Origin of the sequence: Shewanella sp. ALD9 (assembly GCF_002836315.1) — a bacterium.
In the GTDB taxonomy this organism is placed as follows: domain Bacteria; phylum Pseudomonadota; class Gammaproteobacteria; order Enterobacterales; family Shewanellaceae; genus Shewanella.
The window spans coordinates 241,224-264,857 of the sequence record NZ_PJCD01000001.1 but is presented as its reverse complement, the minus strand read 5'-3'; the positions used below and the strand labels follow the sequence as shown (position 1 = coordinate 264,857).

Below are 23,634 nucleotides of genomic sequence, written 5' to 3'. Positions count from 1 at the left end.
GCTAGTCCGTTACCTTGTAATCAGTGTGATCGTCTGATTTGTCGTCTGCAGGTGCGTCATTTAATAGCTCATCATCTAATAGTTCGTCATCAAACTCTAGATCAAATTCGTCAGATTCAGTCTCAGCCACTTTACCGTCATTGACCAAGTGAGCATCTCGCTGCAAATAGACATCTTTAACATAGCCATAAGGATCTAACGATCCGTCTAATATGGGTTCATATTGCTGAAAATCAATCCGACTGTCTAAACCTTCCAACACAAACTTTCCGGCCCTTTGTTCAAACGACAGAATAGATAAGGGATACACAAAAACATCAACAAAATCTCCGACGGTATTACGTGCAGTACTGGCACCATAAACAGGCCACATAATAAACGGTCCATTGCCAATACCCCAAACACCAAAGGTTTGCGCAAATGTTTCTTCTTTTTTCACTAATCCCATATCGGTAGCAGGATCAAAAAGCCCCACAAGGCCGATTGTGGTGTTGACGACAAAACGTAAAACACTGCTACCGCTGTCGGTCACTTTCCATTGTAAGAGGTTATTTACTGCGTAAAGAGGTTCACTTAGGTTGGATAGCAGATTTGTCACACCTTGTCGGATCGGCTGAGGGATGGTTTCATAGCCTTCTGCTGCTGGTTTTAAAGCATATTTGTCCATGACCTGGTAATTAAAGTCCCAGCTTTTTCGATTAACCGCTTCGAATGGATCACCCGCTGTTGAGGTGCTAGCGCAGCCACTAAAAAATAGTAAAGTGGCGCCAATAACTAACAGTCGACCAATTATTCCCACTCATTCCTCCGGCTTTTTTCAAAAAATATCTGCTAACTATATCGGTATTAAGCACGACATTTAATATCGTTAATGTCACTCAAGAGTGAAAATATAACATTAAAACGGTCAAAACTATTAGTACAATTTTGATTGATCGTTCAAAAACGACTTGTGTCATCTAAAAACCCGTTAAGCGATTAAGCTTAATCATTAAGGCATGACTTAATCTATATATCGGTTACTTATTGAATATTGGTCAGTATTGCTCCGCCGCACATAATTTATTCAGACTATTACAAGCCATTATGAATCATTTATTTAATTTTGTGGGCCTTCACAAAATGATCCAATTGGTGTGTTTGAATCCACCATGTTGCCGCTTCCATCAGCAATTGAGGATTATCATTTTTGTTGGCAAAAAATGCATAAAATGACAAACCGACGTTATCGCCTTTCGCCGCAATTTTTTTATCACACACGGCAATAATTTTCGCTCTTAACTCATCTCTCATTATTCAGCCTCAACTCGGGTTAAGAAGTGGAATATATAAGGCAAAGTGACAACATTCGGCCTATTTCATATCAAATGCCTTACAACATCGTTAATATCATGTGCGGCCGATTGGCTCACTACAAATGCCGGAAAACAGCCATGTATAACGCCAAGGCATCTTCGACAATATGCCTCAATACCTGCTGCAAGTAATCAACAAAAGTGATCATAGAGAAAGCCCAGTTAACAGCGTAGACTTGATGCCTACTGTTTTTGATTCAGAGAACGAGACTCGCCATGAAATTCCTTGTTGATATTCACGCGCATACTATAGCGTCAACTCACGCTTATAGTACCTTCCATGATTACCTTTGTGTTGCGAAAGCCAAAGGTATCAAGTTATTCGCCATTACCGATCATGGCCCAGATATGGCTGATGCGCCCCATTTTTGGCACTTTGTAAATATGAGAGTGTTACCTAGAATTGTTGACGGTGTTGGCGTGCTGCGCGGCATTGAAGCGAATATCAAAAATGAACATGGCGAGATTGATTTTTTTGGTGATTATTTAAAAGAGCTCGATATTGTGTTGGCAGGGTTCCATGAACCCGTGTTCCCACCATCGACTAAAGAGGCTCACACTACAGCACTCATCAACTGTATTGAAAGTGGTAATGTCGACATTATTACTCACCCAGGCAACCCTGCTTATCCAATCGATATTAAGCGCGTCGCCGCTGCCGCTGCCAAACATAACGTGGCGCTAGAGATAAATAACTCCTCTTTTTTGACGTCGAGAAAAGGCAGTACATGCAACTGTATTGAAATAGCTAATGCAGTAAAAGTAGCAGGTGGACTGCTCGTTATGGGTTCTGACTCGCATGTTGCTTTTAGCTTAGGCGAGTTTGAAAAAGCCATTGAGGTCATTGAAACTGTGGAATTTCCAATTGAACGCTTACTGAACCGTAGCCCCGAAGCGTTGTTGAGCTTTCTGACGGCAAGAGGTCATAAGTCACTTGATGAATACTCTGTTTTAATTGAATAAAACATTTTATATCCTAAAACTGCCACAGTGATATTTACACCATAAAGATACTGCTGGCAGAGTCAGTCTCGTTGCTTCTCTAACGTAGAAAACAAAAAGGCCTGCAAAAGCAGGCCTTAAAAGTTTTAATCAACACATTGGATTATGTAATCTCTAGTGAAAATTAGAACGGAATATCGTCATCCCAGCCTTCATCTAAATCTGGAGTGAAGTTTTGTTGTGGCTGTGGTGCTGGACGCTGTGCAGGAGCATTTTGTGGTTGGAAATTACCCTGAGGTGCAGCGGCTGGCTTTGGTGCATAAGCAGGTGCAGCTTGTTGCGCTGGCGCAGATTGTTGCTGGTAACCACCACCTTGCTGGCCAGCATTAGGCTGAGCTTGGTAAGCTTCATTACCTGCAGCAGGCGCAGTTTGATTGTATTGCGCTTGTGGCTGACGAGCTTGAGGTGCTGGTGCAGGACGAGACTGTTGTTGTCCCATATTTTGTCCGGCGTTTTGCCCAGAGCTTTGACCTTGATACTGACCACCACCGGCATTATCACCTGAGTTGCGGCTGTCTAACATTTGCATTTCCATAGCGTTGATTTCAGTCTTATAACGGTCTTGACCGGTAGTCTGATCTTGCCACTTACTGGTTTGCAATTTGCCTTCTAAATAAACTTTAGAGCCTTTTTTTAAGTACTCGCCAGCAATTTCCGCAAGACGACGATACATAACAATGTTGTGCCACTCGGTACGTTCTTGCATTTGACCTTGTTGGTCTTTCCACGACTCACTTGTCGCTATAGTAAAGTTGGCAACAGCATTGCCGTTTGGCATGTAACGAACCTCAGGGTCTTTACCTAAGTTACCGACCAAAATCACTTTATTCACACCACGACTAGCCATCGAAATCTCCTGAGATTTTTATCTGTTTACTTTAACTGAATACTAAGCTGAATGATCTACACGATCTAATTCACAGAGCCTAACACAGCTCGCGCTTCGCTTAAATTGAATTTATCATCGACCTTTAAATAAGCCACTTTCTCTTCGAGCACCACAATGGCCTCTACAACACCGATTAACTGTGACAATTTACTGGCCATATCTTGTGCATCACTTCTATCTTTTACTGTAGCTTCAAGCGTATAGCTTTTCAATAACACAGGCTTTTGCATACCGAGGGTCAAAAATAACCACACACACATTAGCCCTAGCGCAACAAAAAACACCCCAGATGCGCCAACGAGCTGATAAGCTCCGCCGCCTAACATGCCGCCACAAAAAGCGCCTAAAAATTGACTAGTTGAATACACGCCCATAGCCGAACCTTTATCGCCGACAGGACAAAACTTAGCAATCAAACTTGGCAATGATGCTTCAAGGTAATTAAAGCCGGTGAAAAATAGCACTACAGCGCCACTTAACACCCAAAGGTTATCGGCATACAGCCCCATCGCGGCAAGTGACACCATCATGATCATTAACGACAACTGGAACATGGTTTTGGTGTTGTTGCGTTTCACCCCAATGATAATTAACGGCACCATTAAGAAAAATGCACCAACAAAAGCGGGGAAGTACAACATCCAATGCTTTTCTTTGACTAAACCGGCATCCACCAAATCGAGCGGCAATGCAACAAACACCGCGGTTAGCACTAAGTGCAGAATAAAAATACCTGCATCTAGGCGAAATAACTGCGGGTCTAACAACATACGCTTTAATTTTGTCGGAGTGGCGACCGTATCGCCTTTAGGCGCTTGGCTAATAGGATTGGGAACAAAAAACTGCACAATTAACATGCCCAATACTGCCAGAACTGCGGTTAATAAAAACAACCCCGTTAAGCCCATGTATTGCGCCACAATAGGCCCGACCAATAATGACAAGGCAAATGAAAAACCAATACACATGCCGATAATCGCCATGACTTTAGTGCGTTGCTCGTCTCGGGTTAAATCGGCGGCAAGCGCTAACACGGCGGCAGCGATTGCGCCCATACCTTGGACTGCGCGACCAAATACTACCCCGTAAATGTGATCCGATGATGCGGCAATTAAACTACCAATGGCAAACAATACCAAGCCACCTAGAATAATCGGCTTACGTCCGTATTTGTCGGACAAAATGCCCATTGGGATCTGTAAAAAAGCCTGGGTTAATCCGTAAGCACCAATGGCAATACCCACCCATAGCGGTGAAAAGCCTTCAAGGTGCTGACCATACAGCGCGAAGACAGGCATAATCATAAACAATCCCATCATTCGTAAACCAAACACACTGGCTAACGAAAATGCGACCTTTTTCTCCATACCCGACAGTCCATTACTGGCCATGCTGTTGCCCTTCGATAAGTAATTCAACAATATTATAAGGTGCGCATATTATCACAGCGCCAGAAATTAGCTCAAAAGGAAATCACAGTTTTTGATATAAGGTGTTTTATCTGCGCATGTTAAACTTTAGCTGAGTTTTATGCGTACCATGAAACCAACATAGTCAAAATTGATATGAAGTCCCCCAACAAACTATGCGATACTGATCGCTGTTTTGTTTTACATAAGTCATAGAGTGATATAGATGGATAAAATTGAAATACGCGGTGCCCGAACCCACAATCTTAAGAACATCAATCTCACCATTCCCCGTGACAAACTTATTGTGATAACTGGGTTATCCGGTTCAGGAAAATCATCATTAGCCTTCGATACTTTGTATGCAGAAGGCCAACGTCGTTATGTCGAATCGCTGTCGGCGTATGCGCGTCAATTCTTGAGCTTAATGGAAAAACCCGATGTAGATCATATTGAAGGCCTTAGCCCTGCCATTTCAATTGAACAAAAATCAACCTCGCACAATCCGCGTTCGACCGTCGGTACCATTACCGAAATATATGACTATTTACGCTTGTTGTTTGCCCGTGTGGGCGAGCCTCGCTGCCCAACGCATAATCAGCCGTTGTCAGCGCAAACAGTGAGTCAAATGGTGGATAAAGTGTTGGCGATGCCGGCAGACAGCCGTCAAATGCTGCTTGCGCCAGTGGTTAACGACCGTAAAGGTGAGCACGTTAAGTTGCTGGAAAGCTTATCGGCACAAGGCTACATCCGCGCCCGTATTGACGGTGAAGTATGTGACTTAACCGATCCTCCAACATTAGATTTACACATCAAACATACCATTGAAGTGGTTGTCGATCGCTTCAAAGTACGCGAAGACATGAAACAGCGCTTGGCTGAGTCGTTTGAAACCGCTTTAGAATTATCTGGTGGCATTGCAAAAATTGCCAGTATGGATGATAGCAAAGCCGAAGAACTGATATTTTCAGCTAATTTCGCGTGTCCGCATTGTGGCTATTCGATGGCCGAACTTGAGCCGCGTATTTTCTCGTTTAACAATCCGGCCGGTGCTTGTCAAACTTGTGATGGTTTAGGTGTGCAGCAGTTTTTTGACCCTGAGCGAGTCATTGCTAATGATGAACTATCGTTAGCCGGTGGCGCGATTAGAGGCTGGGACCGACGCAACTTTTACTATTTCCAAATGCTCAGTTCATTAGCTGAACATTATAAGTTTGACGTTGAGAAGCCATATGCCGAACTAAGCGACAAAGTTAAAAAGATTGTCTTATATGGTTCTGGCAAACAAAACATTGCCTTTAAGTACATTAATGACCGCGGCGATGTTGTGATCCGTAACCATCCGTTTGAAGGCATTTTAAATAATATGGATCGCCGTTATCGTGAAACCGAAAGTAACTCGGTGCGCGATGAGCTGTCTAAATTTATTAACATGCAGCCGTGTAACAGCTGTGGTGGTTCGCGCTTACGTGAAGAAGCCCGTAACGTATTTATTGGTGAGTTAAACCTACCGCAACTGACCATTTGGTCGATTGGCGAAGCTAAACAATACTTCGACACCGTAGTGTTTGAAGGACAACGCGCGCAAATTGCCGAGAAAATCTTAAAAGAGATCAGTCAACGCCTTGGCTTCTTGGTCAATGTGGGGCTTAACTATTTAAGCTTGTCGCGCTCAGCTGAAACCTTATCCGGTGGCGAGGCGCAACGTATTCGCTTAGCCAGCCAAATTGGAGCGGGTTTAGTGGGCGTGATGTACGTGCTTGATGAGCCTTCAATAGGCTTGCATCAACGCGATAACGAACGTTTATTACAAACCTTGATCCACCTGCGTGATTTAGGCAATACCGTGATTGTGGTTGAACACGATGAAGATGCGATTCGCTTAGCGGATCACATTATTGATATTGGACCAGGAGCTGGTGTACATGGCGGTGAAGTCATTTGTGACGGTACGCTAGAAGATATTCTTAACTGTGAAGAGTCGGTAACGGGTCAATATATTTCTGGTAAGAAGCAAATACACATTAGTGACGAGCGCACCCCAATCGATCCGAAAAAGGTGATTCAGTTATTTGGTGCTTCGGGTAATAACCTAAGAGATGTTGATTTAACCATTCCTGTTGGATTGTTTACCTGTGTTACTGGGGTATCTGGTTCGGGTAAATCGACACTGATTAACGACACTTTCTTTAAAATAGCCCATCGGATGCTCAATGGCGCTACCGTGGACGAACCTGCGCCTTACAGAAGTATTGAAGGCATGGACCATTGCGACAAAGTAGTCGATATTGATCAAAGCCCTATTGGCCGCACGCCACGCTCGAACCCTGCCACCTATACGGGTATTTTCACCCCAATACGTGAACTGTTTGCTGGCACACAAGAATCGCGCACCCGTGGTTATCAGGTGGGTCGCTTCTCGTTTAACGTCAAGGGCGGTCGTTGTGAAGCCTGCCAAGGTGATGGGTTAATTAAAGTGGAAATGCACTTTTTACCTGATGTTTATGTGCCTTGTGATTCGTGTAAAGGCAAGCGTTATAACCGCGAAACCTTAGAAGTAAAATACAAAGGCAAAAACATTCACGAAGTGCTGCAAATGACGGTTGAAGACGCTCGTGGTTATTTTGATGCGATTCCATCTATTTCACGTAAATTGCAAACCTTAATGGATGTCGGCTTGTCGTACATTCGCTTAGGGCAAAGCGCGACAACCTTATCTGGCGGTGAAGCTCAGCGCGTTAAACTGGCCAAAGAGCTGTCTAAACGTGACACAGGTAAAACCTTATACATTTTAGATGAACCCACTACAGGGCTTCACTTTGCCGATATTCAACTATTGTTAGAAGTATTGCATCGCTTAAAATCTCATGGCAACACTGTTGTGGTGATTGAGCATAATTTAGATGTGATTAAAACCGCAGACTGGATTATCGATTTAGGCCCTGAAGGTGGTGCTGGCGGCGGCATGATTTTAGCCGCAGGCAGCCCAGAAGAAGTAGCAGAGCACCCAGAGTCTCATACCGCGAGATTCCTAAAGCCGATGCTGGCGCTTCACAATAAACGTGTAAAGGCTAAAAAAGCCAAATAACAAGCAGAGATCACATACCAAACCTTAGGTGAATAAGAGGAGAGCACACTATGTACACTACTCAAATTCACCTTAAGGTATTGGCTATGATGTTATTGTGCGGCTTACTCAATGCCTGTAGCCAAACACCTCAACAATGCTCGTCAGCTATTATCACCTCTTGGTCTAGCGCCCATAGCCAAATTACTGAAGATATCACCACACTGAGTTCCACTGAATTTCAAGGCCGCAAGACTGACTCTGAAGGCGCCCGCCTCACTCAAGCGTATTTAATCACACGATTTACAGAGATGGGCTTACAACCCTGGCAGCAAACTTTTGCCGTCCCGTTTAGTTTTCAACATCAATTTTCGACCGTCTCTGGGGTCAATATTATTGCCACTATTGCGGCAAAAAATAGCTCAAACCGATGGCGAGTGATTACCGCTCATTATGATCACTTAGGTCAAACGGCCAATAAAATGTATCCAGGTGCTGATGATAATGCCTCAGGCATTGCCGGAATGATGGCAATTGCAGCCCAATGGCAGGAAAATCCGCCGTTAGATGATGTTAATTTGATGATTGTGGCAACCGACGCTGAAGAACCAGGCTTATATGGCAGCTATGAATTAGTGACGTTATTGCAGCAATACCCACAGATGGACATTGAGCTAAGTGTAAACTTGGACATGATAGGCCACCCAGATCGTCGTAGAGCAATCTACATGGAAGGGCAAAAAAATCTGTCAAATTTTGAGTCAATCAAACCGTTGTTGATGCAACAGACCCAATTATGTATTCGCACTCATCACACAAATTTATTAAGTGGGCGGATGAAAAAAAGTGATTGGCTCAGAGCCTCAGACCACTATCCATTTCATAAAGCGGGCTACTCCTGGGTGTATTTTGGCGTACCACCCCACGCGCAATATCATACGGCCGACGACACAATAGCCACGTTAGACATCGACTTTATTGTGGCGGTTGCTGAAACAGTATATCAAATGCTCAGCATCGATAAGCTGACCAAGGCCCCATAAACAGCCTAATTCACGCCAACAAATGTTCATTTTTCAACCAATTAACAAATCTTAAAAATCAAGAATCAGGCCAATCTTAAACTAGAATAGGCAATTTAATGTTTATTTTCAGTTTTTACGTGGTCAACTAGCATTGTTGCTGCTATAATACGCCCCCTTATCGGCGCGGGAAATCGACACGGGGTTGATTTTCTGTCTGTGAAACTTTAGCACGAGCTTCCGAACTTCGTGCGCATCCACAAGGCTACAACTCAATGTCATCTGAAAGAACTTTCCGCGAACTCGGCCTGTCTGAGTCTTTGTTGCGTTCGCTTGACGAGTTAGGTTATGAAAACCCAACTCCTATTCAAGCTGCTAGTATCGACCCGCTTATGGCTGGTAAAGATATTATCGGTCAAGCACAAACCGGTACCGGTAAAACAGGCGCGTTTGCCCTGCCTTTACTAAACAAAATCGACATGAAAATCAATGCTCCACAGATTTTAGTGTTAGCACCAACCCGCGAATTAGCGGTTCAAGTTGCCGAAGCATTTGGTAGTTATGCCAAATTCATGAAAGGCTTCCACGTACTACCGATTTACGGTGGTCAAAGCATGCAACAACAATTAAACGCCCTTAAGCGCGGACCACAAGTGATTGTTGGTACTCCTGGTCGTGTAATGGATCACATGCGTCGTGGCACATTAAAGCTAGATAATCTAAAAGCCTTAGTATTAGACGAAGCCGATGAAATGCTAAAAATGGGCTTCATCGATGATATCGAATGGGTATTAGAGCACAAGCCTACTGACAGCCAACTTGCATTATTCTCTGCCACTATGCCTGAGCAAATTAAGCGCGTTGCAGCTAAGCACTTAACAAACCCAGTGAACATCAGCATAGCGTCTAGCCAGACAACTGTTGAGTCTATCGACCAACGTTATGTGCAAGTATCACAACACAATAAACTAGAAGCGTTAGTACGTGTTTTAGAAGTTGAAAATACTGAAGGTATTATCATCTTCGTTCGTACCCGTAACAGCTGTGTTGAATTAGCAGAAAAATTAGAAGCCCGTGGTTATGCTTCATCTCCATTACATGGTGACATGAATCAACAAGCACGTGAGCGTGCTGTTGAGCAGCTTAAGCGCGGCAAGTTAGACATTTTAATCGCGACTGACGTTGCGGCACGTGGTCTAGACGTTGAACGTATTGGACACGTAGTAAACTACGATATTCCTTATGATTCAGAAGCCTATGTTCACCGCATCGGTCGTACAGGTCGTGCTGGTCGTACTGGTATGGCAATCCTATTTGTAACCAATCGTGAAATGCGCATGTTACGCACTATCGAACGCGCTACAAACAGCCGTATTTCGCCAATGAAAGTGCCTAGCCCTGAATCAGTTGCAGAGCGTCGTTTGTCTCGTTTAGGCGAGCAAATCCAAGAAACCATTAACGGTGACTTAGATTTCATGAAAAACGCTGTAGCTGAATTATGTCAACAGCTTGAAGTTGATACAGATTTACTGGCTGCTGCATTGTTACAACAAGTACAGCAAGAGCGTCCACTACAGTTACCAACGATTACCGAACGTCAACGTGATTCACGTGACGAGCGTAGTGATCGTGGTAGTGACCGTGGTGATCGCAATAGTAGCAGCGACCGTCCACGTCGTGAACGCAGTGACCGTGGCGAGCGTAGTAGCCGTCCAGCACCAAATAGCTTTGGCGATGCAGAAGGCTTAAAAGATAACCCAGACGTTAAAATGAATCGTTATGTTATCGATGTAGGTCGTGAAAATGGTGTTGGTGTAGGTAACATCGTTGGTGCAATTGCTAACGAAGCAAACATCGATAGCCGTTTCATTGGTCAAATCCAATTGTTTGATCAAGTCACAACCGTTGATTTACCAGACGGAATGCCTAAAGACATCCTTTCACACCTAAGAAAAGTGCGTGTGTGTGGTCGTCCTTTAAACATTCGTGAAGCGGGTGATGAAGTGTTTGCTGACACGACTCGCGGCGCAGGCGCTCCACGTCGCCCACGTAGTGATCGTGCTCGCAGTGACCGTCCACGTACTGACCGCCCAGCGGGTGATCGTCCGGCTAGTGACCGCCCTGCAAGTGCAGAGCGTCGTCCACGTAAGCCACGTGACAACGGTTAATCATTCAGTTGAATGACACAAAAAATGGAGCCTAAGGGCTCCATTTTTGTTTTCCGCTTTTACTCTCTACTCTCTATTCTCTATTCTCTATCCTACAAAATAAGTCTAAAAAATAATTAACATCCATTAACGTGGCGATTACCTGTTTAATATCACTATTTCTAGGTTCTAGGCTCTAGGTCGCTACGCGGCTAGATTCTATAGCAAGAGCCTAGATCGCTACGCTGCTAGGACGCTGCGCGGCTAGATGCTATAAAATCTTAGCAGCGAAGCTGTCCCTATTCCTGAGATAGCAAGCGGTGACGAGAGAGATTAAGAGATGACAAGCCGAGAGCCTAGGTGCTAGACCGCTTTATCCGTGAGCGCAGCGTTCGCTTGTTATCGCTTGTTATCATTTCCTAGCAGGACGCAGTCCGCCCTAGCAGCGAAGCGACCCTAGTGATAATCCGTTTCACCAAAGTGTTACAATACAGTCCTGAACGCTTTGGCCTGTTTACGCTTTTGATACATAGGCACAATTTGTACCACAAACACTGCACACACAATCAGCACAATCCCCATCAATGACAATGCATCGATGTTCGCACTGGTAAATACCCCGCTCCACCAGCCTAAACCGACCACTAATTCGGTGGCACTAAAACTCAATACCGGCGTTAACGATAACATCGCACTCACTTGCGCGGTTGGCCAATAATGTAAAGCTTGACCAAAACAGCCATACGCAATCAAAGTATTGGCGCCGCAAAAAAGTACTATCCACCATTGATCGAGCGTCATAGCTTCAAACTGACTAAAGTCACTAAATGGCGCCATAAGCACAATGCCTAATGCGTAAATAAATAACAGTACATTACTGGGTGACAGTCGTTGGCTCACCGACTTTTGTAACAAAGCATAGCTGGTCCACGACATCACCGAAAACTGCACAATCATAATCCCAACCAACACTTGATGATCACTTGCTTGATTTAAATCGAGCTGCGGATGGAAAAACATCAGCATGCCCAGTCCAAGCGTGGCAAAACAACTTAACTGAAATGCATTAAAACGCTCTTTGAAAAACAACACCCCACCAAATGCCAAGAAAAAAGGCGCAGTTTGGAAGTTAAGCTGTGCAGTGCCTGGAGCTAGATATCCCAACGAATAAACAAACGACACGTAATTGCACATCAACAGCACGCCAGCGAGCACCAATTTCAACCATACTAATGAAGGTAAACCGACAAATTGACGTAATGCACCTAAGCGCCATTGAATTAATAAGGTCACGACTAACGCCATGACAAACCGAAACCAGGTCAGAGTAACTGGTGTAATGAATCCACCTGATAGCTTTAATGCTATAGGCAAAATACCCCAGAAAAAGACTGCTATAGAAACAAATATCAGTCCTAAACGGGCATTCGCGCTTTCTTGTTCACTGTTCACGTTGGTTTATCCATCACATCATTAAGGCGTGAATTCTGCCTGAATAACCCAATAAAGTCTTTATCAAGAAAGGTTAACCTTACCCTTGATTGTTCGCATAACAAAAAAGCCTATTTCAACCCCTCCTTTTATCGTGCAAACGCTTTGAATGCAGGTAAAATAGCCGCCATAAAAACCTATGTACCCTACTACCTAAGGAACACTCGCATGAATCTTGCCGATTCCGTTCTTGCCGTGAACAATGATTTACCTATCCGTACCGACAAGCCTGTCCACAGTGGCAAAGTACGCAGTGTTTACTGGTTAACCGACACAGACAGTCGCCGCTTAATCCGCGACAAAGGTTACGATGTACCTGAAGATACTCCGCTAGCAATTATGGTGATCAGCGACAGGATCTCGGCGTTCGATTGTATTTTTCATGGCGAAGGTAACTTGCAGGGTATTCCAGGTAAAGGCGCTGCACTGAATGCGATTTCAAATCATTGGTTTGGTTTATTCGCCGAAAATGGTTTAGCTGACAGCCATATTCTAGATATTCCGCACCCTTTTGTATGGATAGTGCAAAAAGCCCGCCCAATTAAAGTAGAAGCGATTTGTCGCCAATACATTACCGGCTCAATGTGGCGTGCTTATTCAAAAGGCGAACGGGTATTTTGCGGTATCACCTTGCCAGAAGGGTTAAGCAAAGATCAAAAACTGCCAGAGTTACTGATCACCCCGTCAACCAAAGGTATCTTAACCGGTATCCCGGGCGTGCCTGCGCAAGATGACGTTAACATTAGCCGTAGCGATATTGAAGCTAACTACCAAGCCTTTGGATTTGAAAAACCACAGGATATCGACTTGTATGAAACCTTGTTAAAGCAAGGCTTTAAAGTGATCTCAGATGCGCTAGCAAAGCTTGATCAAGTGTTTGTCGATACTAAATTTGAGTTTGGCTACGTCAATGACAAAAATGGTCAATCAAAACTGATTTACATGGATGAAGTCGGCACACCTGATTCATCACGTATTTGGGACGGAGCCGCTTATCGTGATGGCAAGATTGTTGAAAACTCAAAAGAAGGCTTCCGCCAGTTCTTACTGAATCATTTTGACGATGCCGACATTTTGCTAAACAAAGACAGAATGCCAGAGCGTGAAGCGCTTGCTCGTGACAATGACTTACCATTAGACGCAATGATGAATGTATCGCGCACTTATATTGGTGTTGCAGAAAAAGTCACTGGTTCAAGTATTCCATTACCAGCCAACCCAAAAGCGGACATTATTAAAGTGCTACGTGAGCAGTATGATTTAATTGTATAAATTAATTTAACTGGATAATAAATAAGGCGCTAATAGCGCCTTATTTATTATTAGCTGACCACATTAATACCAATAAAAAGAAGATTATCTTCGACCCAAAATCATCATCAGTGAATAGCTACACGACCATCAAGAAGTCTTCAACTGCCAAACACTCAGCGACGGCATCTCCTAGCAATTAATTCCTAGCGATTGAATAGCTTAGCTACAAAAACTGACTTTGCTAACACCCAGAAAATGGATTCGTTCATCGCAGTACAAAATGATAACACCTTGAAATCAGAAAAATCACCTTAACCGTGTTATGTACTATCAGTTTAACTCAACAGGCCATTGCCGCCGAGACAGTGCCTGATGAAAATACTAAAAAAGAAAATATCGAAACAATTGAAGTAAAAGGCAGTGACATTGCTAACTATATCGCTCAATCAGCTAGCGGCGAATCACGTTAAGATTTAGCCATCTCAGAGATTTTCTCAATCTGTTTCAGTTATAACCGATACGCAATTAAAAGACGTCTAGCTGCAAGAGATTATCTCAGCACTTGCAGGATTATCTTTAGCGAAACAAGCTATTTGTTCAGCGGTTACTCTTACGGGATTTTAGACAGCGTTGATAAACTTTATTTCGGTTTTTCCGGTGGATAATTCACGCGGAGCATTTGGTGTATTGTCAGCTTAATACTAATGACATTGGCTTTTACTGGGCTTTATCAGTACTGGTATCGCCGCAAAAAATAGGTTAAATAGATACAAAATCATCGCTACAAGCATTTAACACTTTAAACAGAAGTGCTCATTCTGATGAAATGTGGCATCAATCAGTTAGTGAATTCAATTTCTGCAACGAATCGTCTATCCGTTTTACTTAGTAGAGTATTTGCTCAATATCTATTGTTTATTCAGTAGATTCTGCTAACGTGTTTATAGTGTTATCTTGCGCACATACTGTGCAATTGTTTGCGCCAGCGCACAAAAATGGCCATACTAAATTTATAGAGACCCACAATAACAATAAAGAACATGGAAGCGTCGATGGAAAATTTAATTAAAACTCCTGTTGAGATGTTGTCTCATTGGGTAGATACGCAAGGTGACAAAGTTTACCTTCGCCAGCCGATTGACGGTAAATATGTTGATTTCACATGGCGTGAAGTTCAGCAAAAGATGCAACAAATTGCAGGTTCACTGCGTCATTTAGGTTTAGAACGTGGCGATAAAATTGCTGTGTTGTCGAAAAACTGTGCCGAGTGGTTTATTGTCGATTTAGCATTAATGTACGGTGGTTACATTAGTGTGCCTGTTTATCCAACCGCTAATGCAGAAACTATTCGCTATGTACTTGAACATAGCGGCGCTAAAGCCATTTTTACCGGTAAACTCGATCATTGGGCTGAACAAGAAGCTGCTGTTGGCGGTGAAATTCTCCGTTTAGCCATGCCATATGACACCATGCCAGCACAATATCATTGGGATCACTTGTTAAAGCTGGGTCAGCCGCTCGTTGACGAGCCGTTCCCAACTGCAGATCAAGTCATGACCCTGATTTACACCTCTGGTTCAACCGGCAAACCCAAAGGCGCGATTCAAAGCTTTACCAGTTATGGCTGGGCGTGCGAAGCGGTGATTCGTGATTTACAAACCAATACTACTGACCGACTATTATCGTACTTACCACTAGCACACATTACTGAACGTGTGGCTATTGAAGGCTCGTCATTTTATTCAGGGGCAACGGTTTCTTTTGTAGAAAGCCTCGACTCATTTGTTGATGACATTCAACGCTGTCGCCCAACGGTGTTTTTCTCGGTACCGCGTTTATGGACAGTATTCCAATTAAATATCATCAACAAGATTGGTGAGAAAAAACTCAAAACCTTACTCAAACTGCCCATCATTAGCAGTATTGTTAAGCGTAAAATTAAGAAAGGTTTGGGACTCGACCAATCTCGCTTGAACGGCTCAGGCTCAGCACCCATCCCACCATCATTGATTCAATGGTATTACAGCATTGGCATCGATATTTGTGAAGCGTGGGGAATGACCGAAAACTGTGCTTACTCGATAATTAACTTCCCATTCAACGCCAAGAAGATCGGCACGGTTGGCCGGCCAGTTGAAGGCTGCTTAGTACGTCAAACTGAAGAAGGTGAGTTATTAGTTAAAAGCCCAGGCTTGATGAACGGCTATTACTTACAAGAAGAAGCCACCGCCGCAGCATTTACTGAAGATGGCTTTTTCCACACTGGCGATTTGTGCGAAATTGACGCAGACGGTTACATCGACATTACCGGCCGCGTTAAAGACAATTTCAAAACCTCAAAAGGTAAGTATGTTGCTCCAGTGCCGATTGAACGTAAATTAGCTCAAGACACTCATGTAGATTTAATTTGTGTTATCGGTTCAGGTTTACCACATCCGGTCGCGTTAGTGCAGCTTTCAGAAGGTTCAAAACTTCAGCCTCGTGAAGAAGTCAGAACATCGTTAAAAGAGACTCTCGATGGTGTGAATCCACATTTAGAGTCACACGAACATGTTGATGCCATTATCGTTGTCAATGATGAGTGGACCATTGAGAATGACGTGTTAACCCCGACGTTAAAAATTAAACGTCACGTACTTGAAAAAGCGTTTACCGCCAAAGTAGACGGTGTTCGCGGCGCCAAAGTACGTTGGGAAGACGAGTTGTAATAATCAGCTAACGATTATCTATCTTCAAAAAATACACGCAATATGCGTGTATTTTTTTGACATATTCTGTCAATATACCCGCCATTAACTATGCAGCGTTAACAATATCGTTGTACACCATTTATTAGGCAGAAACTCGAATGTTCATTGCGTTATCCATTATCGGCGGTTTTATTATTTTAACCATTGGCGCTGAAGCACTTGTGCGCGGAGCCAGTGCCGTAGCGCTACGTTTGGGCATTGCCCCACTTATTATTGGCTTAACCATTGTGGCATTTGGTACCAGCGCCCCTGAATTAGCCGTTAGTGTTAAATCAGCATTAGCAGGTAATCCAGGTATAGCCTTAGGTAATGTCGTCGGCTCCAACATTGTCAACATTGGTTTAATTCTAGCTATCACCGCTCTTATTCGCCCTATTACAGTGCAATCTCAAATGGTGAAGCGCGACATCCCTATCATGATTGCCGCTTCAGTATTAATGTGGTTTTTGCTGCTTGATGGTGAAGTGAGCTTTATCGACGGTGCCATTTTATTCAGCGCGCTTGTTGGCTATTTAGTTTTTAGTTATGTTAGTGCCAAAAATAACCCAGAAGATCTGGATGTTGATGCCAGCCCGCAACACCCTGGCTTATCTATCGCATTAATCATTGTTGGTATCGCGATGTTAGTTGGTGGTGGCATATTATTTGTTGATGGTGCCGTCGATTTAGCCAAACAGTTTGGCATTAGCGAAGTCATCATCGGCTTAACCATTGTGGCTATTGGTACCAGTATGCCAGAGCTTGTCACCTCGGTGATGGCAGCTCTTAAAGGCCAAAGTGACATTGCCATCGGTAATGTTGTTGGATCAAATATTTTCAACGTACTCGGTATTTTAGGCGCAACAGCATTAATCCACCCAGTTTCCGCGGCCGGATTTAACGAAATCGATTTTATCGCCATGTTGATCTTCGCGTTCATGGTATTACCGTTTGCTTGGAGTGGCTTACGTATTGGTCGTCGTGAAGGTAGTGTTCTGTTAGCAGGTTACCTTGGCTACACCAGTTATTTAGTGATGCAAGTGGTTTAAGTTAGCGGAAATATTACTCACAATAAAGACCGAATATTGATTCGGTCTTTTCATAAAAAATGCTAAATATTCACTCATATTTAACAAGCTCTACTGAAAATAAATGACATTTGTCATCTTCAATTGATGACCTTTGTGTCTAAGAATATCCTTCGTCTATCGCCATACTACACCTATCCCAACAACATCTTGATTGGGGAAACGTAAATGGAGATAGCCATGAAAACCTTACTACTGATCACCAGCTTAACCTTAGTCAGCCACACTAGCTTTGCTAATATTAGCGATATTGATGCTGCAGCTAACACCATGAATATCACTGAACTGAGTCAATACAGTGAACAAGCTATTGATTATGAAAAAGCCTATGCTGATTATCGCCTAGCCATTACAGCCAACATCATCGGCCAACGTCAACTCGCTACAGATTCATTAAACAATGCCCAGCACACATTAGAATCCCTTTTAGTCCAAGATCCATCTGCAGACCAACAAGCTCTACTTGCTGCGGTATACGGAATGCAAATCTCGTTTGATAATAGCAAAGGTGCCGTATTAGGAATGAAAACAGCGCAATTATTACAACAAGCAAACGATCTCGAACCTAACAATCCGCGAGTCAGCCTAGTGCGAGCAATTAATGCATTTTATACCCCAAGCGTATTTGGTGGCGGCCTCGATAAGTCACAAACATTAGCAACCCAAGCAATTAGTCAATTTGAGCAGCCTTGTAACGAAATCTGTTGGGGACATGCAGAAGCCTATACTTGGCGCGGACTAGCGAAACAGGAACAAGGCGACTTAAAAGGGGCTTTACAAGATTGGCAAACCGCCACTGAGGTTGACCCTCAGTATGGATGGGCAACATATCTGTTAAACCAACAAACAGTAAAGCAGTAATCGACCAGTTAATTATTACTCGCATAGGTTTTAGTTAGCGCGCAGTTACTCTATGATTAACTGCGCTAGGAGGCACAATGACATCATGTTTATCATCTAATAATGAAAAAAGTTACGAGCAAAAAACCGCTTGGGTTTACCTCATAAACTTAGGTTTTTACTTTATTCCCTTGTATTTCATGGACGGTCAATGGTTAAAGATTACGATTGCGATCGGATTATTAGTGCCCTTTATTATTGGTTATTTCTGGGCTTATAACAGTAGCAAAGAGCAAGCCCTCAAACCCATTGGGTTAATGTTTTTCACAGCAATAGCGTCGTCATTCGTCAGCAGTGGTGCAATATCACTATTCAGTTTTTGCTGCTTCTTTGTTGGTTTTTTCTACTCACTTCGCACTGCAATATTGAGTTTTATCGGACTGAGTATTTTGCTTTTAGTCATCGATATCAGTGTGGGTTACTCAGGCTATTTTTTTACTTTTTATGGTATGGGAATTTGCTTAGGTGTCGGAGTGTTTGGTGTGATTGAACAAAATCGCCAACGAATAAAACGCCAGCAACAACAATCAAAAGATGAAGTCGCCAATTTAGCCACCGCATTAGAGCGCGAACGTATTGGCCGCGATTTACATGATGTTATGGGACATCACTTAGCCGCCATCGCCTTAAAAGCAGAACTGGCAGACAAGCTCATTACCTCAGGTAAAATCGACCAAGCGCAGCTGCAAATTCATCAAGTTAGCGTGATAACTCGAGACTGTTTAAGCCAAATTCGCCACACGGTATCGGGTTATAAACATCAAGGGTTAACCCAAACGTTAAACACCTTAGCCAACACGTTAAGAGATAACGCTATTGCTGTCAGCATAGAAGGCACATTCCCTAAACTCAGTGAACTCATGGAATCGCAAATCAGCTTGCTATTAACTGAGTTGATTAATAACACCATAAAACACAGCCAAGCGACACATTGCACCTTGTGTATTGAAACAAGCCAAGACTGGCTCAAACTCAATTTTATCGAGAATGTGCCGGTTAAAATTATCACCAAAGGCAACGGATTAACAGGCATTCAAGAGCGAGTAAGCTTGCTACATGGCACAATCGACTATCAATTAATTCCCCATTATAAAGTGAGTATCCAATTGCCACTAAGTGAGCCCGTTAGATGAAAATTCTATTAGCCGAAGATCAAGCGATGGTAAGAGGCGCCCTCGCCGCGTTGCTCACATTAGCGTGTGATAGCTTAAATGAAATAGAGATTGTCGAAGTCGAAGACGGCGATAAAGCGATGCAACAACTTAAAACAGATTCATTTGACCTGTTACTCACCGACATTGAAATGCCTGGAAAATCAGGTTTAGAGCTGAGCCAATGGTTACAACAACAGCGCAGCCAGACCAAAGTGATTATTCTGACCACCTTTGCCCGAGCCGGTTATATCAAACGCGCATTAGAATACGGTGTCGGTGGTTTTTTATTAAAAGACGCTCCGTCTGATGACTTAATTAATGCAATTAAACAAGTGATGGCGGGTAAACGGGTTATCGATCCAGAATTAGCTTTTACCGCTATTGGTGAAATAGACCCTCTCAACGACAAAGAAAGACGTGCATTGCGCCTGGCAAGCGAAGGCTTATCAACCAGCGATATTGCCAGTCAGCTGTTTATCGCAGAAGGCACAGTACGAAACTATTTATCGGAAGCCATCAGCAAACTCAATGCCAGTAACCGAATTGATGCCGCCAGAATCGCCAAGCAAAAGGGTTGGTTGTAATTAACGGCTTAATATTGCCTTGTATTCAAAGTCTGCTAAGATACCTTAAACATCTGTATATAATTACAGTGATTCGAGATTGATAGCTTGAAATCACTATGGTTTTTACATCTTTGATAATCAATTTAGGTGAGCACAATTTGCTACGACTGGATCTTGTTCCGATCACCGACCTTAAAGGCGTTGCTAAAAAGGTTGCGGAAAAACTGGCTAAGTTAGGTATTAAAACAGTACAAGATGTACTGTTTCATTTACCGCTGCGTTATGAAGACCGTACGCAAATCCATCCTATTGCCGCATTACCTCCTGGCAGTTATGGCACCATCGAAGCAGAAATTCAGTCGACTCAAATCATGCAAGGTCGGCGGCGCATGTTAGTGTGTAATGTCCGTGATCACAGCGGAATGATGAGCCTACGGTTTTTTAATTTCTCGATGGCGCAACGTAACGCCATGGAAAATGGTGCCAGCATTCGGGCTTACGGTGAAATACGCCGCGGCAATCATCATAAAGAGATTGTTCACCCAGAATATCAAATTATTCATCCTGGTGAATCGGTCACATTAAGCGACACGCTGACGCCTATTTACCCGACAACTGAAGGGGTAAAACAAGCCAGTTGGATAAAGCTAACAGAGCAAGCCTTGGCGATGTTAGACCAGGGTGGATTACCCGAGTTGCTTCCCAGTGGATTACAACCAAACAATATTAGCCTGCGTGATGCACTGCATATTTTGCACCGTCCCCATAGCTCGGTGTCCCCTTTTGAATTAGAACAAGGTCAACATCCGGCACAACAAAGATTAATCCAAGAAGAACTGCTGGCGCATAATCTGAGTATGTTACAAATACGCCAGCGCAGTAATCAAGATGCCGCGGTGCCAATGCCTGCTACAGGGCAATTGTTAAGCCCTTTTTTAGCGCAACTGCCCTTTAAGCCAACGGGAGCACAGCAACGAGTTGTTGCCGAAATAAACCAAGATCTTCAACATCCAACACCCATGATGCGTTTAGTTCAAGGCGACGTAGGTTCAGGTAAAACCTTAGTGGCAGCACTGGCGGCATTACAAGCAATTGAAAACGGTTACCAAGTGGCCATGATGGCACCTACTGAGTTATTGGCTGAACAGCACGCAGCTAATTTTGCAACTTGGTTTGAACCACTTGGGCTAAAAATCGGCTGGCTGGCGGGTAAACTCAAAGGTAAAGCCAGAACACAATCCCTTGAAGATATTGCCTCTGGTGCGGCACAAATGGTCATCGGTACTCATGCGATATTTCAACAAGCGGTGGTGTTTAACAAGCTGGCATTGATCATTATTGACGAACAACATCGTTTTGGGGTTCATCAACGCTTAGGATTACGAGAAAAAGGCGTCAGCCAAGGTTTTCATCCACACCAGCTAATCATGACAGCCACTCCGATCCCACGAACTTTAGCCATGACAGCTTATGCAGATTTAGACACCTCAGTAATTGACGAGCTTCCTCCAGGACGCACCCCTGTGACAACGGTTGCGATTGCCGATAGCCGTCGTGAGCAAGTGATTGAGCGAGTCAAACAAGCTGCATTACACGATAATCGCCAAGCTTATTGGGTATGTACGTTAATTGAAGAATCTGAGGTGCTTGAATGCCAAGCCGCAGAAGACACCGCAGCTGAACTCACCATTGCACTACCTGAGCTCAAAATTGGCTTAATCCATGGCCGAATGAAAAGTGCTGAAAAGCAGGCGATTATGGCGCAATTTAAAGCGGGTGAGTTGAACTTATTAGTCGCGACTACCGTCATAGAAGTCGGTGTAGATGTAGCCAATGCCAGTTTAATGATTATCGAAAACCCTGAACGATTAGGCCTAGCACAGTTGCACCAGTTAAGAGGCCGAGTAGGCCGAGGTGCTATTGCTAGCCATTGTGTATTACTTTATAAAGCGCCACTGTCACAAACCGCCACTAAACGTTTAGGTGTGCTGCGCAGCAGTAATGATGGCTTTGTAATTGCTCAAAAAGACTTAGAAATTCGAGGGCCAGGTGAAGTGCTTGGCACCAAACAAACCGGTTTGGCAGATCTTAAAATAGCTGATCTAATACGTGATCAACATTTAATTGCCCCAACCCAAAAATTGGCATCACACGTTTACCAGCAAGTGCCTCAAAACGTAGATGCTATCATTCAACGCTGGATAGGTGATAGACAGCAATATGTCCAAGCTTAAATAGATCTTAATATATTGTTCATTATCATCAGTTATCACTAGACAAGTCTGCTGAATATTGCAGAATGGTATACTAATCGTATTCGTTATCTGGTCGTGCAGCGGGAATTCAAATGGCTGTAATCAGGCGAAGGTTTGAAAGCATAGCCATTTTACGTTGAAAGGCTGCAACGCAGAGTTAAGTAATTAGAAACCCGTCCTTCGGAAGCGTTTCAAGCATTCAAGTACTGCGTTGCATTAACTTAAAAGGGAACAACCATTCCTATATTAATACGCCTTGAATTGAAAAGCTTGAGACGCTCTGAACGGTTAAGATAACTGATGTGATTGATATTATGCAGTATTTTTCGACTCCACCAAGATATTTATATCGATTAGCAATAACCCCAAGGAATTGAAATGCAAGTTAATGAAGAAGACCGAATTACCCCACAAGCCGCTGAGAAACCAGGGTCTAACATGCTATTAATCGCTATCGCGGTAATCGCCCTGTTAGGCGCGAGCAGTTATTTCTATTTTACCAGTGATGACACTGAAGAATTTGAACCGGTTGTTATCACTCCAGTTGAGCTGCCAGAGTCAGTTCCAGAGACACCAATAGAACAAACGCCTATTGAAGAACCGCAAAACATTACCACCACAGATGATGTAGTACCCACAGGAGACTCTGAAACATCTTCGGAAGCTGTAGTTGCAGAACCACTTCCTGCATTAGCTGAGTCTGATGATTTTGTTGAAGCAAAAACATTAGCTATAGCCAACGGTATGAAAATAGCGCCGATGATCTTGAAAAAAGATATTGCCCGCCAATTTGTGGTGTTTGTTGATAACCTAGCCCAAGGCGATATTGTGCGTAAAGCTAGCCCGTTAAAAGGCCCTGACACGCAATTTACCGTGAGTGAAATAACCAACAAAACATATCTTAATCCAGACGGTTATCATCGCTATGATTTGTATGCTAATTTTATAGCAGGCTTGAGCGATAAAGATTTAGTCGCGACTTACACTGAGTTAAAACCACTATTTGCCGAAGCCTTTACTGAACTCGGTTACAGTGATATTGATTTTGATAAGCGTATGCAACAGGCTTTTAGCATGATTGCTAGCGCGCCCATTATTGAAGACCCTATTGAGTTATCGTCAATCAGTGTTAACTATAAATATGTCGATCCAAACCTTGAAGCATTACCTAATGCTCAAAAATTGTTGATCCGTATGGGGCCAGACAACACGCGAAAAATTAAAGAAGCGGTCAAAAAATTGCAACAAAGCTTTGCGAACAAATAAGCTTTTACATCAAGCGGTAAAGCTATTTTAGTAAGCTATC

At 43.4% G+C, this 23,634-nt stretch carries 18 protein-coding genes; 13 read left to right on the top strand and 5 right to left on the bottom strand.

Translation table 11 applies throughout. The features are described 5' to 3' along the window. Position 1: 1 nt before the first annotated feature. Both CXF88_RS01275 and CXF88_RS01270 read right to left on the bottom strand, forming a co-directional pair. Positions 2–799 (bottom strand): VacJ family lipoprotein, encoded by a 798-nt coding sequence (locus CXF88_RS01275; RefSeq protein WP_101084983.1) that lies wholly within the window; start codon positions 797–799, stop codon positions 2–4. Between the two features lie 296 nt (positions 800–1,095). Next, positions 1,096–1,293, bottom strand: coding sequence for a DUF6500 family protein (locus tag CXF88_RS01270; protein WP_101084982.1), 198 nt, complete (start codon positions 1,291–1,293; stop codon positions 1,096–1,098). A gap of 278 nt (positions 1,294–1,571) precedes the next feature. On the opposite strand from CXF88_RS01270, the gene CXF88_RS01260 reads away from it, so the two are divergent. Further along, complete coding sequence (locus tag CXF88_RS01260) at positions 1,572–2,318, top strand: phosphatase (protein WP_101084981.1); 747 nt, start codon at positions 1,572–1,574, stop codon at positions 2,316–2,318. A gap of 163 nt (positions 2,319–2,481) precedes the next feature. On the opposite strand, the gene CXF88_RS01255 is transcribed toward CXF88_RS01260, so the two are convergent. Continuing rightward, a complete protein-coding gene (locus CXF88_RS01255) occupies positions 2,482–3,204 on the bottom strand; it encodes a single-stranded DNA-binding protein (RefSeq protein WP_101084980.1) in 723 nt (240 codons plus the stop codon). 65 nt (positions 3,205–3,269) lie between these two features. After that, entirely contained in the window at positions 3,270–4,637 is a 1,368-nt protein-coding gene (locus CXF88_RS01250) for an MFS transporter (RefSeq protein WP_101084979.1), read from the bottom strand. Positions 4,638–4,881: 244 nt separating this feature from the next. Between CXF88_RS01250 and uvrA the strand changes: the two genes are divergently transcribed. The 3 genes from uvrA to CXF88_RS01235 all read left to right on the top strand — a co-directional run bounded on the left by uvrA (position 4,882) and on the right by CXF88_RS01235 (position 10,912). Beyond that, positions 4,882–7,743, top strand: coding sequence for an excinuclease ABC subunit UvrA (gene uvrA, locus CXF88_RS01245; protein WP_101084978.1), 2,862 nt, complete (start codon positions 4,882–4,884; stop codon positions 7,741–7,743). 50 nt (positions 7,744–7,793) lie between these two features. After that, a complete protein-coding gene (locus CXF88_RS01240) occupies positions 7,794–8,765 on the top strand; it encodes a M20/M25/M40 family metallo-hydrolase (protein WP_101084977.1) in 972 nt (323 codons plus the stop codon). 254 nt (positions 8,766–9,019) lie between these two features. Continuing rightward, the gene (locus CXF88_RS01235) at positions 9,020–10,912 is read left to right on the top strand and encodes a DEAD/DEAH box helicase (protein WP_101084976.1); all 1,893 of its coding nucleotides are present in this window, start codon (positions 9,020–9,022) and stop codon (positions 10,910–10,912) included. Positions 10,913–11,374: 462 nt separating this feature from the next. On the opposite strand, the gene CXF88_RS01230 is transcribed toward CXF88_RS01235, so the two are convergent. Next, entirely contained in the window at positions 11,375–12,343 is a 969-nt protein-coding gene (locus CXF88_RS01230; protein ID WP_101084975.1) for a DMT family transporter, read from the bottom strand. A 207-nt stretch (positions 12,344–12,550) separates the two neighbouring features. Here CXF88_RS01230 and CXF88_RS01225 point away from each other — a divergent pair, with 207 nt between their 5' ends. The 9 genes from CXF88_RS01225 (at position 12,551) to CXF88_RS01190 (ending at position 23,594) form a co-directional block, all read left to right on the top strand. Continuing rightward, positions 12,551–13,654: a phosphoribosylaminoimidazolesuccinocarboxamide synthase gene (locus CXF88_RS01225; protein WP_101084974.1), complete on the top strand. Its 1,104-nt coding sequence runs from the start codon at positions 12,551–12,553 to the stop codon at positions 13,652–13,654. Positions 13,655–13,953: 299 nt separating this feature from the next. Further along, on the top strand, positions 13,954–14,106 hold the full coding sequence (locus CXF88_RS21870; RefSeq protein ID WP_157822756.1) for a hypothetical protein: 153 nt from the start codon (positions 13,954–13,956) through the stop codon (positions 14,104–14,106). A 582-nt stretch (positions 14,107–14,688) separates the two neighbouring features. After that, positions 14,689–16,344, top strand: coding sequence for an AMP-binding protein (locus CXF88_RS01220; RefSeq protein WP_101084973.1), 1,656 nt, complete (start codon positions 14,689–14,691; stop codon positions 16,342–16,344). A 140-nt stretch (positions 16,345–16,484) separates the two neighbouring features. Further along, positions 16,485–17,414 (top strand): calcium/sodium antiporter, encoded by a 930-nt coding sequence (locus CXF88_RS01215; RefSeq protein ID WP_101084972.1) that lies wholly within the window; start codon positions 16,485–16,487, stop codon positions 17,412–17,414. 219 nt (positions 17,415–17,633) lie between these two features. Next, positions 17,634–18,314, top strand: coding sequence for a tetratricopeptide repeat protein (locus tag CXF88_RS01210; RefSeq protein WP_182743270.1), 681 nt, complete (start codon positions 17,634–17,636; stop codon positions 18,312–18,314). A 77-nt stretch (positions 18,315–18,391) separates the two neighbouring features. Continuing rightward, a complete protein-coding gene (locus CXF88_RS01205; RefSeq protein ID WP_101084970.1) occupies positions 18,392–19,486 on the top strand; it encodes a histidine kinase in 1,095 nt (364 codons plus the stop codon). Then, a complete protein-coding gene (locus tag CXF88_RS01200; RefSeq protein WP_101084969.1) occupies positions 19,483–20,091 on the top strand; it encodes a response regulator transcription factor in 609 nt (202 codons plus the stop codon). The genes CXF88_RS01205 and CXF88_RS01200 overlap by 4 nt, the downstream gene beginning before the upstream one ends. 140 nt (positions 20,092–20,231) lie before the next feature. Continuing rightward, entirely contained in the window at positions 20,232–22,307 is a 2,076-nt protein-coding gene (gene recG, locus CXF88_RS01195) for an ATP-dependent DNA helicase RecG (RefSeq protein ID WP_101085354.1), read from the top strand. A 399-nt stretch (positions 22,308–22,706) separates the two neighbouring features. After that, positions 22,707–23,594: a DUF3014 domain-containing protein gene (locus tag CXF88_RS01190; RefSeq protein WP_101084968.1), complete on the top strand. Its 888-nt coding sequence runs from the start codon at positions 22,707–22,709 to the stop codon at positions 23,592–23,594. The last annotated feature ends 40 nt before the right edge of the window (positions 23,595–23,634 follow it).

Coding starts and splice junctions, on each gene's coding strand:
- CXF88_RS01205 (WP_101084970.1), top strand. CDS start 18,392: ATGACATCATGTTTATCATCTAATAATGAAAAAAGTTACGAGCAAAAA.
- CXF88_RS01250 (WP_101084979.1), bottom strand. CDS start 4,637: ATGGCCAGTAATGGACTGTCGGGTATGGAGAAAAAGGTCGCATTTTCG.
- CXF88_RS01235 (WP_101084976.1), top strand. CDS start 9,020: ATGTCATCTGAAAGAACTTTCCGCGAACTCGGCCTGTCTGAGTCTTTG.
- CXF88_RS01240 (WP_101084977.1), top strand. CDS start 7,794: ATGTACACTACTCAAATTCACCTTAAGGTATTGGCTATGATGTTATTG.
- CXF88_RS01225 (WP_101084974.1), top strand. CDS start 12,551: ATGAATCTTGCCGATTCCGTTCTTGCCGTGAACAATGATTTACCTATC.
- uvrA (WP_101084978.1), top strand. CDS start 4,882: ATGGATAAAATTGAAATACGCGGTGCCCGAACCCACAATCTTAAGAAC.
- CXF88_RS01200 (WP_101084969.1), top strand. CDS start 19,483: ATGAAAATTCTATTAGCCGAAGATCAAGCGATGGTAAGAGGCGCCCTC.
- CXF88_RS01220 (WP_101084973.1), top strand. CDS start 14,689: ATGGAAAATTTAATTAAAACTCCTGTTGAGATGTTGTCTCATTGGGTA.
- CXF88_RS01215 (WP_101084972.1), top strand. CDS start 16,485: ATGTTCATTGCGTTATCCATTATCGGCGGTTTTATTATTTTAACCATT.
- CXF88_RS01260 (WP_101084981.1), top strand. CDS start 1,572: ATGAAATTCCTTGTTGATATTCACGCGCATACTATAGCGTCAACTCAC.
- CXF88_RS01210 (WP_182743270.1), top strand. CDS start 17,634: ATGAAAACCTTACTACTGATCACCAGCTTAACCTTAGTCAGCCACACT.
- CXF88_RS01190 (WP_101084968.1), top strand. CDS start 22,707: ATGCAAGTTAATGAAGAAGACCGAATTACCCCACAAGCCGCTGAGAAA.
- CXF88_RS01270 (WP_101084982.1), bottom strand. CDS start 1,293: ATGAGAGATGAGTTAAGAGCGAAAATTATTGCCGTGTGTGATAAAAAA.
- CXF88_RS01255 (WP_101084980.1), bottom strand. CDS start 3,204: ATGGCTAGTCGTGGTGTGAATAAAGTGATTTTGGTCGGTAACTTAGGT.